Origin of the sequence: Pseudoalteromonas sp. 0802 (assembly GCF_013350085.1) — a bacterium.
Taxonomy (GTDB): Bacteria; Pseudomonadota; Gammaproteobacteria; order Enterobacterales; family Alteromonadaceae; genus Pseudoalteromonas.
The window spans coordinates 37,521-55,894 of the sequence record NZ_JABVXE010000014.1 but is presented as its reverse complement, the minus strand read 5'-3'; the positions used below and the strand labels follow the sequence as shown (position 1 = coordinate 55,894).

Genomic DNA, 18,374 nt, shown 5'->3' with positions numbered 1-18,374 from the left:
TTAAATTCTCAATTTTTGTTTATTGCTTATAGTTGCTTTTTAGTTAATTAAACTCTCACAATATCAATTAACTGGATAAGCGAAGCTTAAAAAGCTAATAATAATTGCTAGTAATAGGTAATAGTTTCACTATCGCTTTTTAGCTCTTAGTACCCAACAGAACAACTCTCCATCAATCTCTTTTGGAATGATTTCAATTTTTTTCCAATCTGAACTCATATTAGTAATAATTGCCTTTCTTTCATCTTCACTCCAAGAAGCTTTGATTTGCTCATTTATTCTTAATTGATAATTAATAAGTTCCTCTATTAGATTTTCAATTTGATGCATTGAAGCATCTCTCCAATTTACTATCATCGGTATAAAGTTTTTTGCGAGTTGACCAAACCAATCCTGTTCAACTTCTGAACTTAAATCAATTTGCACTTTTTTGAAATCTTGTAATAAGTTTTCGTTTTTTGCTAAGAATTCATTTTGTTCTTGTGCCGTAGGCTCTTCTAGTCGACGATAATTACTACAGAACTCAACAAAACTTTTAACTTTATACGCGAGCCCGTCTTTACTAATGAATTGTGAGAGAACTTTAATTCCTTGCTGACAATCTTGTGTTATGAAAGAGTTTCTATGATGAACTAGCGCGATAACTTCACCATTACTTTTAAGAACTCGACTAGCTTCAGAAAGAGATTGTTTTATGTCTGAATATTCAATGCCAAATTGACTAATAAGATAGTCAAAAGACGAATCGACAAAGTTTAACTTCTCGCAATCCATTTGACTGAAAAATTTGATATTTTTTAATGAAGCAGCAACTTTTTCATTGTTAGTAAAATGCTTGATAGGATCTATTTTAGCAGCATCAATCGCCGTGATATCAAATCTCTTTGGATATTGCTCAGCCAAGACGGCCAAAGCACCGTTTCCGCAACCTATATCTAAAAGACTCGCTGAATTTTGAAATTCTTCAAAAATACCATTCCAAAAATATAAAACATCCCCTTGATAACCATCCTTATGATTACTTTGGGCAAAACTACTTAAAGTCTCAGTAGATAACCAATATGAGTCCCAATGTTTCACACTTACTCCCCCAAAAAAAAGGTGGGCTTAAGCCCACCTTTCATATTGTTTTATTTAGAATGATTGACGGAAACGAAGGTATGTAATACGTCCGTATGCGTCATATAAATCAAAGTTATAGTTACGACCGCCAAATGGACTTAATTGCGGCTCTTTCTCAAAGGCATTTTGCATACCAAGAGAGATCTGCGTACCCGTAGACATGTTATATGTAACTTGCAAATCATGTGTTACCCAAGTAGCAATATTACCTGTCTTATCTAGAGAACCATCATCATTTTGAGTAACGTCTTCATATTGCTTACCAATTAGATTGATATTCCATACAAAGTCAAAATCACTCCAAGTATAAGTATTGTTTAGTACTGCACGATCTTGTGGCTCACCTGGATCTTTCAGTGTATTACGACCGCCATCTACTACGCTTTCAAACTGGTGACTCCATTGTAGAGTTTGCTTGAATGTGCCCGCATCACCAAAATCAAAGGTAGTATTTAAATTTAAGTCTAAACCATTGATAGACCAGCTACCTTCATTTGCATAGCCTTGAGTGATTAGATCAATACCACCATTGCTTAAACGCTCGACACCTAAGCCGGCAGGAATTGGGTCACCTGTTTGCTCACGGTTAAGAATCGTAGTTGCTCCAAAGAAACGGATCATATTTGATATTTCAATATCATAATAATCTGCAGAGAAGTTTAACCAATCTGTTGGTTGATACGCTAAACCAAATGATGTTTGTTTAGATGTTTCAGAACCAATTTCTGGGTTAGCAAGAGTAACTGCGTTAACTTGAACATCACAGCCTGCTTCAAGACCAAAGTTTAAGCATGAAGGATCATCGCTAACATTTGGGTTATCAGGAGCTGGCTTAGCAGTCGTGATATCAAGTGTTGGAGCACGGAAGCCTTCACCGTATGATGCACGAAGTACTAAACCTTCCATTACGTCATATTTAAATGAGATTTTAGGCGAGAAATCACTACCGTAATCAGAATATTCATCATAACGGCCAGCAAGAGTCATCTCAAGATCTTCCATTAACGGGAATAATGCTTCGAAATAAGCACCTTTAACGTCACGAGAACCACCCGCACTGTTGCCTGATGAACCACCAACTTGGCCAGCTTCAGAAAGCGAATCATAAGTATCTTGATACTCTTCTTTACGGTATTCTGCACCGACTACCGCCTGAATCATACCACCGCCAATTTCTATTACATCAAATGATGCTGACGCGAATAGCTCTTCTTGATTGAATTCACCAATACGAGAAGTTGTTACTTTAAGACCGCTTAAAAGCTCTTGATAATCGCTCTTTTCAGTATCCGTTGTAAAACGAGAACCAAATGGGTCATTTAACATGTAAGCGCCACTATCCATTGCTGCACGCGCATTACTGCCCATTAAATAGTTACGACCGATTTCGTATGTTTTAGTTTTAGTTTTACGTGCACCAAAATCAACAAAAACATCACCAATTGAACCTTCGGCACCGAATAAGAAATCTGTAGACCAGTTATCTACGTTGTTATCACGGTTACCCAATGCGGCAAAGCGATGACGAATTTGAACTAAACTTGGATCATCGCCATTGGCAATTTCACCAGCTCGTTTATCAGCCATGTAGCTCGCAAATTCTGCATCGTAAAAAGGGCTATTTGGGTTAATTGGGTTGTTAGGGCTATCATCTGATAAGAAGGCTGCATCACCTGCATCATTTAAAGAAGGTGCATATCTACCAAATGATTTTGTTTTAGAAACAAGAGTATGCGAGAAAATTTTCCAATCGTCATTAATCTCATATTCTGCTTTTAAGAAAGCAGATTGGTTACCTGTTGATGCTTCATTAGCATTAGTTGCATTGAAGTTGTAACCACAAGCACCCGTTGAGCCATACATGAAGTTTTCTAAGCTGTCACACTCTTCTTGAGAAATGATCGATCTGTAACCTGCTTCCTTTAAAGCATTCACACCAAAGCTAGATGCACCTGGTTGAACCCAAGGATAATCATGCTCATAAATGATATCGCGGCTATTCCAAGAAATACCACCAATCACTGATGCATTATCGCTCGATGCACCGAAAACAACTGAGCCTTCCTCACGATCACCACCTTCCTCTGGAAGGCTTACATCGCCCGCACCTAGACGTACCTCAACACCATTAAAGTTTTTACGAGTAATAATATTGATTACACCTGCAATTGCATCAGAACCATAAACAGCTGAAGCACCATCAGATAAAATCTCAATACGCTCTACTGCAGCCATCGGGATTGAGTTTAAGTCTTGTGAGTTACCTGTTGAAGGTGACTTAGGAAGACGACGACCATCGACTAGGATTAAAGAGCGTGATGCTCCTAAACCACGTAGGTTAACTTGAGAAACACCTTGAGCTGAACTACCAGATTGAGGACGGAATGAACCTGCTGAGTTAAAGCTAGTATTACGGATCAAATCAGAAACTGACGTTTGCCCTGAAAAGTCGATTGATGCACGGTCAATAACGGTTACTGGAATTGAGCCTTCTAAATCTGTGCGTTTAATACGTGAACCTGTTACCGCGATACGTTCAACTTCTTCTACACCATTTTCATCAGCAGCAAAAGACGAAGCTGAAAATGCAGCAGTTGACGCTGCACCAAAAGCAATCGCTAAGCGAACTGCTTTTGAAACTTGATTATTTAACATTTGATTCTCCCTGGTCATATCCATGTTATGACTTTATTAATTTATTTTACCCCTTAAAGGGGTACTAGTACCCCATAGGGGAATTAAATACTAATATTAGGGACAACTTTTGGTCAACAGTTTTTTAACCATTGTTTTTCAATGTAAATTTTAAGTTTCAAGTATATATAAGATTAAAGAAAAATTTGATTACATATATTTCACATTGGTTTATATATTCGAAACAATAAAAAACCCAGAATAAGGTTTGAGCCTTAATTTCTGGGTTTTTTGTATTTTTTTGATAATTTATTATTTCAAATATCTAGCCAAAAACTTTTCCATTTTTGTGTAAAGCTCAACTTTATTTTCTTGCTTCTGAAAGCCATGACCTTCATTTTCTTTCATTATCCATTCATCATCTGACAAAATTACTCCTTTTTTTGCCAGTGCATCGCGTAAATCAGTTGCGTGTTGCTTAACTACGCGCGGGTCTTTCGCACCTTGCACTATCATTAGTGGCGCTTTAATTTTATCAACATGTTGCAACGGTGACATTCGTTTCATTAGGGCTTCATCAGATGGATCACCAATCTGCATTTCAAGCACTTCACGTTGTGACTCCCAATGCTTTGGTAATGTATCAAATAATAAAGACACATCTGTTACGCCAACGTAATCTATTCCGCATTTATAAAGTTCAGGTGTAAACGCAAGGCCTGCTACTGTGGCATAGCCACCGTAACTCGCGCCATAAATACAGACCTTATTCGCATCTGCGATACCTTCTGAAACCAAATATTTAACGGTATCTGTAATATCATTTTGCATTTCAGCGCCCCATTTACCACCATAACCCGCTTGCTGGAATTTGCGACCATAACCGCCAGATCCCCTAAAGTTAACTTGGACTGTAGCATAGCCTCTACTTGCAAAAAACTGGGCTTCAGGATTGAATCCCCAATAATCTCGAATTCCAAAGGGACCACCATGTGGATTTACGATAAGAGGTAGCTGTTTACCCGACGAGTTTTTAGGAATTGTGATATAACCATTTAATGTTAAACCATCTCTACTTTTGAATTCGATAGGCTGCATCGGCGACATCGCTTTAGGATCTATCCATGACATTGGGCTTAATAATGCTTTTAAGCTATTGTCATTTTTATTAAATAAATAATATTGGCCGGGATCAGTGTCACTCGCTGCATAGACAATATTGAGCACTTCATCATCAGAGCGACTGGTAATTGTCACAACTTTATCGGGAAATGCCTGCTTTAATGAGGTCATCATTTTTGCAGTCTGTTCATCGAAGTATACTTCTTCAGGGTATTTGTTATAAAAACTAATTGAAGTAAGCTTTTTACGCTTTCTCGAAAAGCTAAGCGATGTAACATCAACGTTATCATGGGCAAAAATTTGTTCGCCTAACTTATTCGTTTCTGGATCGAAATAAAAAACAGCTTTGGTATCACGACCTAAATCAGAAGCGACGAACAAACTTTTATTATCGAAATCAAATGCCAATGGTTCAATATTTGCTTCTTCGGCATTGTACTCTCGTAATACTCTGAATTTTTCTTCGCCTTTTCCTTTATATAGTAAAGTACCTTTTAAACCTTCAATCGTTAAAGCGCCACGTACCTCACCATCATGATCAAGCATCCACCCCTGAACGTTACCAGGGTTCTTTGCAAGTAAGTCCATCTTGTAATTACGTTCGTGTTTACGATCCCAACGGCTGTCGATTGGCAGTTTATATAAATCTGGAGCAACAATATTTCGGCCGTTATATTGCACCAGAATATGCTTTGGATCATCTGGTAATAAATGCACAACTGATGCAGAGCGGATACCTGATGCGCCAACTTTTGATCCGACTAACTGCACGACCTTTGCACGTTTCTTATGGGCATCAATTGTATAAATACTGAATGCTTCATTACCATTACTGTCTAGTGTAAAAATAATGTCATCATTATTCGCCCAAGAGAAACTATTGATATCTTGCTCATCAAACTTTGTTATTGGCCTCGCATTTTTAAAGCCATCAACTTCCATTACAACAATATTTCTACGCTCGTTAATTGGCGATAAAACCGCAAGGTACTTCCCATTTGGAGAAAGTTGCAAATTAGAAAATTTAGGTGTTTTAAAGAAGTCCTCAATCGGGATGTCTTGCGTTTTGGAGCCGACACTCATAGATAAACTGAGCAAACTACTCAAAAGTAAAAACCATATTATTTTCATTTTAATATTCCCTTTAATTATGACGATAAATGTTTGGGTTATTTATAACTTAGTACTTTGCATAAAAAAACCCTGCTACAGCAGGGTTTTAAGAGCTTATACTAATTATTTTAGCTTAGAATTTTTGTTCTAAACGAAGGTACATTGAACGACCTGTTTGATCGTATAATGACCAGCTTGAATCACGGTAATCACGGAAGCCGTCATACCAAGAAGGTGCTTTCTTATCAAATACGTTGTTAACACCTACAGAAATTTTAGTATTTGTTGGTGCAGTGTATGTGAACTGAGCATTATGCTTGAAGTATGAAGGAACGTCAGCAAGGTAATCAACACCCCACTCTTCGTTACCTGACTCTTGAGCGCCTACGTAGAACATAGTCCAAGAAGCACTGTAATCTTCATAAGAATAGCTAACACCTAAATCAGCTTTCCAATCTGGGTAATCTTGAAGACCAGCATAATCAAACGGTTCTGCATCTTTGTCAGCTTTCTCTTCAAATTCCATAACTTTTGAAACGTTTAGCATTACGCCAAAGTCACCGAAGCTAGTTTCATGCTTGTAGCGAGTTGAGAAATCGAAACCAGACGTTTGTAGTGATGCTTTATTGATATAACCTGTGTAGATGTAATCAATTTGACCAGTACCATTAGCACGGTCGATAGCATCTGGTGTAGAACCTAAACCACCTTCTTCTTGTTCAATACGTAGAAGTTCAGTTGTGCTTACGTCATCGATACGGTTTTCGTAGCTGATATCGTAGTAAGTTAATTCTACTGCTAAGCCATCAACGATATCCCATACGAAACCAAGCGTCGTAGAGTCACCCGTTTCTTCAGTAAGGTTTGCATTACCACCGAACCATGTCGCTACTTGCTCACCAGCGTCAGAACAATAACCTTCTAATGATTGACCAGGGTTAGCATCACACCATGCTGTATCACGAACAGTTGGGAAGCTTAATGCATAAGACTGGAACATTTCGCCCATGTTAGGAGCACGGAAAGACTCACCCCAAGAACCACGGATTAATAATGTGTCAGTTGGGCGCCAAGTAACACCTACTTTTGGAACAACTTTATCAAATGTAGTGCTCTTTTCACCAAGGTTAGTCATACCTGACTGTTCGTATTTCTCATAACGACCAGCAACAGTTACATCAATTTCATAAGGTAAGCTTGCTTGAATTTCCATGTATGCAGCAGTACGGTCACGAGTTGCATATACGTCATCGCCGCCTGAACCGCCTGAGATGAAACCATTTGCAGACTCAGGGTCAGATACTTGAGTGAAATCAATTTCTTCAAATTCTGCACCAACAACACCAGCAATAACGAAATCACCGTTATCAACGAATGTAGTAGACACTAAACCATCAATTTGTTGGCTTTCGTAACGACCTTCGTAAGTACCTGTATGCGCTGCATATTGGTATAAGTCTGTAAGTTGAGTATTCCACTCTTCGTAGCTCATGCCAGTAGTGTTAAGAATATCATATTCACCAGAGTCAATTGCGCTTTGTAACATTACGTCATTAACTAGGTTGCTACCAAAAACATTTGTTTTAGAGATGCTGTTTTGATAGTTGATTTCCCAATCAAAACCATTACCAATATCAGTGAAGCCTTCAAGACCTAATACGATGTCTGTAGTTACAACTTCTGTTTTTGTATCACGGTTACCAATTGGCACAGAACGCATGTAAAGACGGATATCTTCATCTTCTGGGTTATATTGGTTGTCAGCATCCATCCAAACTGCACCGGTAGATACTGGCGTACCTGCGTAACGAGAGTTTGTTTCGTTGAAACTTGCCATTGCACGACCAACAAAGCGAATGTTGTCAGTCAATTCATAGTTAAAGTTAGTTAAGAATGAGTTGTTTTCTACGTCTGGGTAGAATTTTGTAACGTTACCGTAGTTGTATAAACAACCACCAACGCCGTTCTCATCCATAGAATTTACGACGTCAGCTGTTTGGTCACAAAGCTCAGGGTTAGAGATATAGCTACCCGCACCACCGATTCGGTAGTTTGGAACATGGCTATAACCGCTGTACGCACCGTAAGTTGGATCGTCCATCGCCCAAATTTCTTTGTCGAAGATTGCATTGTCACGTGAGTTTTCATACGTGAAGATGATGTTACCTTTTTCAGATGTGTAACCTGAAGTAATTGAGAAAGTTTTGCTTTCGCCACCTTCAACTTTAGGTACTTCGTAATCGTATTTTACGCTAACGCCATCAAAGTCTTTTTTAGTGATGATATTGATTACACCAGCAACTGCAGATGAACCATAAACAGCTGATGCGCCATCGCGAAGGATTTCAACACGCTCAACAACAGCCATTGGGATGATTGATGTATCAGCCGATGAACCAGAAGATGAACTTGTACCAGGCATACGACGACCATCTAATAATACAAGTGTCGCGTCAGAACCAAGACCACGTAAGTTAATGTTAGAAGAAGCTGCACCACCAGCACCGTAACCAGATACACCTTTCCAAGAACCGAAAGAGTTAGAAGCAAGGTTATTTAAAACGTCAGCAACTGTAGGCTCACCTGAAAGGCTGATTTCTGCCGCTGATAAAACAGTAACTGGAGAGCTGTTCTCAAGATCTACCTGCTTGATACGTGAACCAGTAACCTGGATACGCTCAACTTTTTCTGCGTTTTCTTCATCTGCAGCAAATGTGCTTGCAGAAAATGCAGCTGTAGAAGCTGCGCCAAAAGCGACCGCTAAGCGAACAGCTTTTGAAACTTTATTATTTAACATTTGATTCTCCCTGGACCATGTTATTCATGGAATATTTATAGTTATTCAAAAAAAATGCATATTAGGCAGTAATTTTGAGCTTTGATAATAATACTCGCCACTCTTAAAGGTCAACACTTCGCTAACTCAAAAGTTCAATTTTTAACAATAAATAAAACACTAACCATAATAATAAAACATAATTAACACCTTCAAACCCCTTTAAATACAATAGACACAGCAACATTTACAACAGGTTACAAAGGTCAAAAAGAATTTAATTTTTTAGTATTGATATGGGTACTAAAGCAAAACCCAACAACAATTGCATCTTTAACAATAAAACTCAACACTAATAAATGGCATTTTTTATCTTTAAAAATAAAAAAATAAAATTTTAATACCTTACAATTAAGATGAAACCACAACAAACATGGTCAAAATGATTCATACATGAAGAAAAAGGACAAAATGATGCAAAAGTTAATAGAATGAACATTCTATTAACTAGCAACAACTAACGGAAAGTACAGAAAAATATTTAACCCCTTATATTTTCTGAAGATAAACAAGTAAAACCAGAACAAATTCGGTACCTATAAACTTGAAAAAACTGTAACAATCACTGATAGTAAGATTGTTAAAACAACAAGGAAAAATCATGTTTAAACAATTATTACTAATTGCATTTACGTTTTGCTCACTTTCTTCGTATGCAAAAATAAATGAACTACCAGAAGAATTTTCAGACTTTAGCCTTAATCGAGATATTAAAATTTCGTATGAGGACCTTGATAACTTACTTGAAATGACTGTTATCGACATGGGGATGTCAGACCGAAGCTCTCGCAAATCTCAATCCTCCATTGGCACCCGCATGAAATCGCACAGAAACAACGATACTGCGCTTGAAGCCAATCGTTTTTTCTTCGAAGGTGTTACTAAATCAGAGATAAAGGATGGCTTTCACAAGATTAGAGTTAGCTTAGAGAAGGTACCTAGCGAAGTGTCGCTGAATGATTTAAGCCTAGACGAGCAGTTAGCTTACTGGCTTAACCTATATAATACAGCCATGGTCGAAAAATTAATCGAACACTACCCTATTCGCGATACAGAAGACCTTCTATTTGGTGATGACTCGATTTTAGAAGATGAGTTTTTAACCGTTGCCGGTTACAAACTTTCACTCAATGATATTCAACATAAAATTGTTTTTGAAAAATTTGGTAAAAAAAAGCCGATAGTTATGTATGGCTTTTATCAAGGTAACATTGGTAGCCCAAACCTTCGAGATGAAGCTTATAAAGGTAGCAAGGTTTACCATCAACTTGTTGAAAATGGTGAGGAATTTGTAAACTCAAATAGAGGCATGCAAATTAAGCGTAAAAATCGCCTTTATGTATCTAAATATTATGAGCAAGCTGAGTCTTTGTTTTCAGATTTCGAAAGTGACTTACGTGAGCACTTAGAAGACTACGCTGAAGGTCAAATGAAAAGCGATGTTAAATACGCCAAACGCTTCAAAGTTGATATCGAAGATTGGAGTATTACTGATTTATATGGTACCGACCGTGACTATGGCGGATCTGCATCAACTAACCCTGCAGCAATGCTTAATGCTGTTGTAAGCAACTCAGCTGTACCAATCGGTCCTGAAGGTAGTGGCTCGGGTATTGGAGCGGTTAATGTGAGTCATATTACAGATTCAATTATGATGCGCACCATGGATTTTGGTCGTTTTTCTCCTGAAATGTTAGAGAAAATCAAAAAACTTAACTTAAAGCGCCAAGACAACAGTGGCTCTGTTGAGATTAAGGATCTTGATTCAAACAATTAAAATAAGAATGCCACTCGTCAAAAGAATGTGACGGGTGGCTTTTTCTGAACAGGGAGTTCGCTATGCTTAAACCACTCTTATTAATAACCGCAATTTTCTTTACTGCACAAACCTCAGCAAGACTAGACACTTTACCTGAAGAATTTGCCGATTTCGGCTTAGATAGTGATTTAACAATATCTTATGGTGATTTAGATCAGTTACTTAAAATCACGGTTATTGACTTAGGCCGCTCAGACCGAGATTTTCGAAAAGGCCAATCAGGCATTGGCACACGTACGCGAGCACACAAAAATAACGATACAGCTTTAGAAGCAAATCGTTTTTATTATGAAGAAGTTGTAAAAGCAAACCTGAAAACTGGTTTTAAAAAAATACGTCTGAGCCTTGAACAAGTTCCTGAACAAATCCCACTTAATGAGCTCGTTTTATCTGAGCAACTGGCCTATTGGCTAAATTTATATACCACAGCATTATTAGAGAAACTCATTGAGCACTACCCTATCTTCAGTACTGAAGATTTATTATTTGGTGATAATTCATTACTTGATGAGGAATTTATTACTGTTATGGGACATAGCCTGTCTTTAAATGACATACAACACAACATTGTCTTTAAAAAGTTTGGCAAAAATAAACCGATTGTTATGTACGGCTTTCATCAAGGGAATATCGGCAGCCCAAATCTTCGCCCAGAGGCCTATGTAGGAAGCAAAGTGTATTACCAACTAGCAGACAATGGTGAGGAATTTGTTAATTCTAACCGAGGTATGCAAATTAAAGGGAAAGATAGACTTTACCTATCCGTCTATTACCAGCAAACAGAAGCCTTGTTTGACGACTTTGAGCAAGATTTAAAGTCTCATATTGAACACTATACTAATGGCTCTTTAAAAGATGCTGTAGAGTCATCTAAAGGGTTTAAGCTTACAATAGATGATTGGCATATCGTGGATTTATATCGCACGCATAGAGCCTATGGCGCCTCTTCTGCTATTAACAGGGCCGCGCTAGAGGGTATAGGAGGAATGACATATGGATATCGTGCAGCAGACGGAAGCTATATCACCGATCCCTTAACGAAGCGGCTAGCTCAATTTGGTCGATACCCACCACAAGTTTGGAAGAAAATTCGCAAGCTTTATAAACAAAGAGAACGCATTAAAGGTACTGTAGAAATCAAAGACCTTGATGTAAATCAAGAGTAATATTTTACTTTACTGTACGCCCTGTTAACATAAAGCAAAAACAGGGTGTACGAGTGAATAATTCATTGCAAAGAGCTTTGCACGCATTCAATCAACAACAATATGTGCAGGCATTACAACTCCTTTCTTTACATACAAATAAAACCGCTGATTGGTATACATTAAATAGCTTATGTTTATCAGCTGTAAACAAAACTATTGAAGCAGAGCAGTGTTATTTACAAGGCCTTAGCCAATTTAGCAATCATGTTGGCCTTTTAGACAACTACACAAATCTACTTTGTAAACAAAAAAAGTATGCAGAGTGTATTCAGTTTTGTGAATACAAGACAGCTTCTTTATCACTCGAAAAGCCACGACTTAATTACATTGAAAGCCTAATTAATCAAGATGAATTATTAAAAGCCGAACATTTATTGAGCAAAACATCGCCCTCGCAGAACACATTCGTTCGTTACCATTGGCTCACTTTAGAACTTTTCGAGCGCTTTGGTGACTTACAACGTATCGAAGAGTATTTTCAAACAAAATTACCAGATCAATTAAAGGGGCAATTTCATTTCGTTTATAAACATGCATGTAATTATCGAAATTTAGGTCAATTTGCCGAGGCCTTAGCGCTTTTGCAAATGCTTTTAAAACAGCAACCAAGCGCCGAGTTGCACTACATAGTTGGTTGTACATACTATGATTTACAGAAGTATGAACAAGCACAAGCTCACCTTAAGGCATGCTTAGAACTTGCTCCTAACTACATACCAGCGCATGAAAGTCTTAACAAGCTTTACTGGGAACACTCGCAGAGTCAATTAATGAGTTCATATGCTCAAACTTTCAAAAATTATGATGCAAACCCTGTTCTGATCCACTCTCAAATTGGCCAACTACTGCAACTAGATAAGCTGGAAGAAGCATTATTAGTAAGCAGTGATGCAACACGAAACCATCCACAAAATTTAGATTTACATCATGCACACAGTATAATTCTAGATAGAACAGGTGACGAAGAAAAAGCATTTTCACTCCTTCAGCAACTAGTTAAAGCAGCCCCACAAAATGCTCGTTACTGTATTGATTTAGCGAACTTTTACATACAACAAGGCGATTACAGCTCAGCGATCTCTCATTTAGAAACCGCAGTAAAATTTAATCCTCACAACCAAGAGCTTTGGGCATATTTAAGTATTGCTTGGCGACTATCAAATAATGATAAATATCACTGGTTAACTGACCTAGATAAATTCGTTAAAGTGATGGAGCTACCTGCTCCGCCTGGCTTTAAGACCTTTGCTGATTTTAATAAGCAGTTGCAGGAGCTAATGATCAGCCTTCACACAAATAAACTCCAACCATTAGATCAAAGTGTGCGCAGTGGCAGCCAAACACAAGGTCACTTGTTACACCGTTCAAACCAACTTATTGATTTATTTAAGTCATCTATGAATGAATGCATTAATCAATACCTGATGCAGCTACCAGAGGATGCTAACCACCCTCTATTAGCGCGAAATCATAAACGCTTTGTTGCCAGAGGTAGTTGGTCGGTGAAACTAGAAGAAGGCGGTTTTCATGCTAATCATATCCACCCTCAAGGTTGGTTATCAGCGCCGAGTTATATTTCTATTCCTAATGAGATGAGTAAAGATGATGAAACTAAAAATGGCTGGCTTAAGCTAGGAGAAACCAGTCTTAACTTAGGTGAGCGTGAGTCTATAGCTCGTGAAATCTGCCCTGAGGAAGGTCAAATTATTATATTTCCAAGCTATATTTGGCATGGTACATACCAACTAAAAAGCACTAGCCCTCGGCTAACTATTCCATGTGATATCATGCCCTTAAAATAATAAAAAAGACCATCCAAATGATGGTCTTTTTTATTACCAATTACTTATTTAACAGCGCTTTGGCATCTTGGTAGGATTTTTCATCAGCCTGTATGTGTTCAAGGTAATTTGCAAATCGTCCTGAGGATGACGTATAAAGTGGCCTTCTAACCTGCCATACACTCGCTGTACTTACAGTGCCAGATTTATTATGAAATCGCTGGGCTTCATCAGTATATTCAAGCCCTAGAAAGCGAAACAGCTGTTCTAAAATCTGCTCGGGTGAGCAAACGAGCTGATCGTAATTCAGGGTAAAAATATCATTACTGAAACACGACTGCCAATGTGACTTAATACGTTGCTGCTGCTCATAGTGATGTAGAGTATCACTAAGGGATACAGCATAGTTTAAGCTCGGACCCAAATGCTGGAAAAAAGCTGACAAGCTATTGTCTTTAATATCTCGCTCTGTCCAGATAATCTTAGCTTTTGGATAGAGCTGCTTGATAATGTCTAAGTAAAGGTAATTTTCAGGGCGTTTATCTGTTACATAAAGCGCACCTTCAGCTCTTAAAGTTAATTGTTCTTTATAACCATCAATAAATTCAGGCTCTTTAACCTTATTAACTAGTGTCTTTTCATCGCCAATCAAATTGAATAACGATGAATGTAAATAGGCAATTTCACCACCTGCCGCTATTTGCTCGTTAGAGCTGATGATTTGTTCAATTAGTGTTGAGCCAGAACGAAACATACCACAAATTATAATGGGTGTTATTGAACTATTCGCTTCTTGCAGAGCAATATTACGCGCTAAAGTGTAGTCAGTAATCTTCTCAACAGATTGGCGATCATAGGCTGGTAAATACTTTTTATTGTAATGATTAGCTTTTACATAATAATGCCAAGCTTTCTGATAGTTTTTACAATCATTAAATACCTTACCAAGTGCATAATAAATATCAGCACACGCTATGTCATCTGACTCTCGCTTTAAAATGGCTAAGCTTGCTTGTTCATAGTCAATTGCATCGCGCTCAGTGAAGGTTTCAATATCGGCCAACCTTGCTTGAGCCATCGCATTAAATGCATCTATTTTTAAAACCTGTTGAAAACCTTTTTTCGCTTTCTCTTTATCACCAAGCTGTTCGTAAATATTTGCCAATGAAAAGTGAGCTTGAAGATTATTTTCATCATGACTAATCGCTTGTTGTAAGTAACTTACGGCATCATCGGGTTGATGTAATTGCTCATTATGCATAAAAGCAATTTCTATTAAAGCGGGTGCTTTAAACTGCTCAGATAATGTTAGAGCTTGTTCAAAGAAGCGCATAGCTGAATCGTGGTTATCAAGCTTTCTTTCTATTTTTCCAAGCTGAAAGCAAATATCAGCTTGCTGCGGATTTGTCTCATATAAAGGTAATAGCGCGCTTTTTGCAATTTTGAACTCACCACAACTTATACTTAATTGTACTAAGGTCAGTACATAATCAAACTTTTTTGGAGCTATCGATACCAGTTTTTGGCAATAGGTAATGGCTGTTTCAGTATCTTGTTGCTGCATAGCAACTTTGAAAAGGATCTGTAACGCTTTTTCAGCAAACTCATTGTTCTGTGTTAACGGTTTTAATAATTCTATCCCCTGGCTAACTTTACCTTGCTGAAGTAAAGCAACAGCTTGGGTAAACGCGTGTTGTTCTGATGTCATTGTTTCCCCATAAAAAAGCTTCCCCATAAAAAAAGCGAGCCGAAGCTCGCTTTATCATACATTAATTAATTCAAATTAGAATTTTAATGAAACGCTTGCGTGGAAGTAACGACCTAGAGTGTCGTAGTAACCAGCAACTGCGTTACCATTTGTAGATAATGTACCGCCTACTAGTGGTGGCTCTTTATCTAGTACGTTGTTCACACCAACAAGTACACGAGTGTAGTCATTGATAGTGAATGAACCTTTAAGGTCAAGATAGCTTTGTGAACCAATACCGTCTTCAACTAAAGTGTCAGAACCTGTGTAGTCATTAACTGCACTGAAGTAACGCCATTTAGCAGTAGCTTTCCACCAGCTGCCAGTGTCGTAGCTTGCAGTAAGAACATGACGCCATTCTGGTTGTGGGAAACAGCCATTGTCTAGTGTATCAACACAGTCATACGGTTCACTTACACCTGGAATATCTTCATACTCTTTAGTCATCATGTAAGTACCGATTAGGCTAGTTGCAAGTGTACCACCGGCGATTTCCATGTCGTAGTTTGCACTTAAGTCGATACCTTCAAAATGGATGTTACCTAAGTTAGTGTTTGTTGCCACAACTTGACCAGAACCAATCCATAAGCTGCCGCTACCAGGAGTACGTTCAATCTTATCACAGAATTGAGCATCGCCTGTTAGACCACACTGGCGAACGATTAACTCTGGGTCAATTGCACCGATTGCATCTTCAAGGTCGATATCCCAGTAATCGATTGAGAAGTTGAAGCTTTCAAATGGGTTACCAACAACACCTAAAGTGATTGTATCAGCGATTTCAGGGCTTAGATCAGGGTTACCACCGAAGAAACCGTTATATTGGTCTGCAGGGCTCTTACCTACGTTACCGTATTGTGACGCTGAAATACCTGTGTTAGCACAAGCTGCTTGGCTAAGTTCTGGAGTTGCAGTCGCACATGGATCTACACCTGCCCATAAACCTTGGCTTTGTTGAGCGAATAACTCACCGTTGTTTGCAGAACGAACCGCACGGTTGTAGCTTGAACGGATTTTCCAGTTCTCAGTTACGTCCCAGTTCATTGCTACTTTATATGTAGGCTCTGAACCTGAAGTACTGTAATCAGACCAGCGGTAGCCTAAGTCAACTAACAGGCTTTCAACACCAGTGATACCTTCAACGATAGGAATACTTAACTCACCGAAGAATTCAGTTACATCGTACTCACCGTTAAGGCTCTTAGTAGGACCGCCTTGGCCAAGTAATAGACCTTGTGCGTAAACTTCATCCGCTGTACGGCCGAATGTTTCTTCACGGTATTCAGCACCGAATACTGCAGCAAGTGGGTAATCTGAAGAAGGAAGACCAAATTCAAATTCACCTGTAACGAAGCCACTTACGATGAACTGTTCAGTAACACCGTTAAGAATCGCAGTACCAGTCAATGCACCAGCTGCTTCAGCAGAAACACCTTGGTATGTGAATACTTCGTAAGGAATACAGCCATCTGTTGCCGCACAATCTTCACCATTTGCAGAAAGCGCAGTACTGATACGTGGACCGAAGAAGTCATTTTCGTATGCAGAAGATGAAGAAGTTGAACCATATTGCATGAACGCTTCATATGACCAAAGGTCACTGATTTCACCTTTACTACCTAGTACTAAGCGGAATGAGCTATGCTCAAGTTGGTTAACACGTGGGCCACCTTCAACGTTACGCTTACCAATGTAAGTAGCGAACTGGTCACCTGAAGTTAAACCGAAACGATCAGTTAAGTTTTGACGCTGTGCATCTGTAAGAAGCGGGCTATCGTAATCGATTACATAGTTTGTATCGAAGAACGTACCTGACTCTGCGATTTGCGCAGAAGTACGGTCACGCATGAACATAGCTTCAATGAACGGGTGGAAGTTGTCATTTACTTCATAGTTAGCGAATAAACCTAGCGTATGACGCTCATCCGGACGCATAAAGTGGTTTACTGGTGCGTAGTTATAAACGTTACCGCTTGAAGGAATGAAGCTGCTATCAGAACCAAGTGTCCAGTAATCGTAATCATCCCAATCAAATGCACCTGTGTCAGTTACACCTGAGATATAGAAGTTAGGGTTAACTGCGTTACCAGAACCACCACACGCTGTACCTGCAGCATTAAGAGCACATGAAGAGTAATCACGTGAGCCTTGGCGTAATTCGTTTTGTTTGTTGTAAGTGAAATAACCTACAGCGTGACCTTTACCGCTATCGAATGAACCACCTAAAGTAGCAGAGAAATCAAACGATGAACCGTCAAAGCCTGAGCTTCCATCAGGGTAATCAAAATCACGGTCATCCATTAAACCTTGGATGTATTCGTTATCGTTGTCGTGTTGGTATGCAGTTGAACCGATGTTAACTTCAAAACCTTCGAACTGATCGTCCATCACGAAGTTTACAACACCCGCTACCGCGTCAGCACCGTAAGTTGATGAACCACCACCTGTCATAACGTCAACGCGTTTGATAAGTGCAGCTGGAATTTGGTTAATATCAGCAGACTGGCTGTAGATACCACCAGCTTGCATACGACGACCGTTGATAAGTACTAGAGTACGCTGTGAACCCATACCACGTAAATCAAGAGTAGCAGTACCAGAAGCACCATTTGATTGGAATGCAGTGCTTGAAGCTTCTAGTTGAGGCAAGCTATTCATCATGTCTTCAACACGAGTGAAACCAGCTACTTCGATTTCTTCAGCTGTTGTAACTTGTACTGGGCTTGCAGTTTCGATATCAGTACGTTTGATACGTGAACCTGTAACTTCAATACGTTCAACTTTTTCAACTGCTTCTTCTTCAGCAGCATAAGAGTTTACAGAAAACGCAGCTGTTGAAGCTGTACCAAAAGCAAGCGCTAAGCGAACTGCTTTTGAAACTTTATTATTTAACATTTGATTCTCCCTGGACCACTATATTGTGGCTATATTTAGCATAAGCTTGTTTATTATTTGTATCGCATCAGGACTGCGACAAACAAATAATAAACAA

Annotated in this window: 9 protein-coding genes; 3 read left to right on the top strand and 6 right to left on the bottom strand. The window is 38.7% G+C overall.

The window, feature by feature from the left end; genetic code table 11:
- Nucleotides 1–129 precede the first annotated feature (129 nt).
- The 4 genes from HUS61_RS16615 to HUS61_RS16600 all read right to left on the bottom strand — a co-directional run bounded on the left by HUS61_RS16615 (nt 130) and on the right by HUS61_RS16600 (nt 8,788).
- Nucleotides 130–1,080: a class I SAM-dependent methyltransferase gene (locus HUS61_RS16615; RefSeq protein ID WP_175079755.1), complete on the bottom strand. Its 951-nt coding sequence runs from the start codon at nt 1,078–1,080 to the stop codon at nt 130–132.
- 54 nt (nt 1,081–1,134) lie between these two features.
- Nucleotides 1,135–3,777: a TonB-dependent receptor gene (locus HUS61_RS16610; RefSeq protein WP_175083197.1), complete on the bottom strand. Its 2,643-nt coding sequence runs from the start codon at nt 3,775–3,777 to the stop codon at nt 1,135–1,137.
- A 291-nt stretch (nt 3,778–4,068) separates the two neighbouring features.
- Nucleotides 4,069–6,009: a S9 family peptidase gene (locus HUS61_RS16605; protein WP_175083196.1), complete on the bottom strand. Its 1,941-nt coding sequence runs from the start codon at nt 6,007–6,009 to the stop codon at nt 4,069–4,071.
- Between the two features lie 115 nt (nt 6,010–6,124).
- Entirely contained in the window at nt 6,125–8,788 is a 2,664-nt protein-coding gene (locus HUS61_RS16600) for a TonB-dependent receptor (protein ID WP_058583747.1), read from the bottom strand.
- A 640-nt stretch (nt 8,789–9,428) separates the two neighbouring features.
- Between HUS61_RS16600 and HUS61_RS16595 the strand changes: the two genes are divergently transcribed.
- The 3 genes from HUS61_RS16595 to HUS61_RS16585 all read left to right on the top strand — a co-directional run bounded on the left by HUS61_RS16595 (nt 9,429) and on the right by HUS61_RS16585 (nt 13,656).
- Entirely contained in the window at nt 9,429–10,604 is a 1,176-nt protein-coding gene (locus HUS61_RS16595; RefSeq protein WP_130166773.1) for a DUF547 domain-containing protein, read from the top strand.
- A 62-nt stretch (nt 10,605–10,666) separates the two neighbouring features.
- Nucleotides 10,667–11,812, top strand: a complete 1,146-nt coding sequence (locus HUS61_RS16590; RefSeq protein WP_175083195.1) for a DUF547 domain-containing protein — start codon at nt 10,667–10,669, stop codon at nt 11,810–11,812.
- Nucleotides 11,813–11,865: 53 nt separating this feature from the next.
- Nucleotides 11,866–13,656: a putative 2OG-Fe(II) oxygenase gene (locus tag HUS61_RS16585; RefSeq protein ID WP_175079760.1), complete on the top strand. Its 1,791-nt coding sequence runs from the start codon at nt 11,866–11,868 to the stop codon at nt 13,654–13,656.
- A gap of 40 nt (nt 13,657–13,696) precedes the next feature.
- On the opposite strand, the gene HUS61_RS16580 is transcribed toward HUS61_RS16585, so the two are convergent.
- Both HUS61_RS16580 and HUS61_RS16575 read right to left on the bottom strand, forming a co-directional pair.
- The gene (locus HUS61_RS16580; RefSeq protein ID WP_175083194.1) at nt 13,697–15,343 is read right to left on the bottom strand and encodes a sulfotransferase; all 1,647 of its coding nucleotides are present in this window, start codon (nt 15,341–15,343) and stop codon (nt 13,697–13,699) included.
- A 75-nt stretch (nt 15,344–15,418) separates the two neighbouring features.
- Nucleotides 15,419–18,277 carry a TonB-dependent receptor domain-containing protein gene (locus HUS61_RS16575; RefSeq protein WP_175083193.1) on the bottom strand — a complete coding sequence of 953 codons (2,859 nt, stop codon included), beginning with the start codon at nt 18,275–18,277 and terminating at the stop codon, nt 15,419–15,421.
- Between the last annotated feature and the right edge of the window lie 97 nt (nt 18,278–18,374).

What these genes read in the sequence shown, in the direction of transcription:
- HUS61_RS16610 (WP_175083197.1), bottom strand. Translation starts at nt 3,777, where the DNA reads ATGTTAAATAATCAAGTTTCAAAAGCAGTTCGCTTAGCGATTGCTTTT.
- HUS61_RS16605 (WP_175083196.1), bottom strand. Translation starts at nt 6,009, where the DNA reads ATGAAAATAATATGGTTTTTACTTTTGAGTAGTTTGCTCAGTTTATCT.
- HUS61_RS16600 (WP_058583747.1), bottom strand. Translation starts at nt 8,788, where the DNA reads ATGTTAAATAATAAAGTTTCAAAAGCTGTTCGCTTAGCGGTCGCTTTT.
- HUS61_RS16595 (WP_130166773.1), top strand. Translation starts at nt 9,429, where the DNA reads ATGTTTAAACAATTATTACTAATTGCATTTACGTTTTGCTCACTTTCT.
- HUS61_RS16590 (WP_175083195.1), top strand. Translation starts at nt 10,667, where the DNA reads ATGCTTAAACCACTCTTATTAATAACCGCAATTTTCTTTACTGCACAA.
- HUS61_RS16580 (WP_175083194.1), bottom strand. Translation starts at nt 15,343, where the DNA reads ATGACATCAGAACAACACGCGTTTACCCAAGCTGTTGCTTTACTTCAG.
- HUS61_RS16575 (WP_175083193.1), bottom strand. Translation starts at nt 18,277, where the DNA reads ATGTTAAATAATAAAGTTTCAAAAGCAGTTCGCTTAGCGCTTGCTTTT.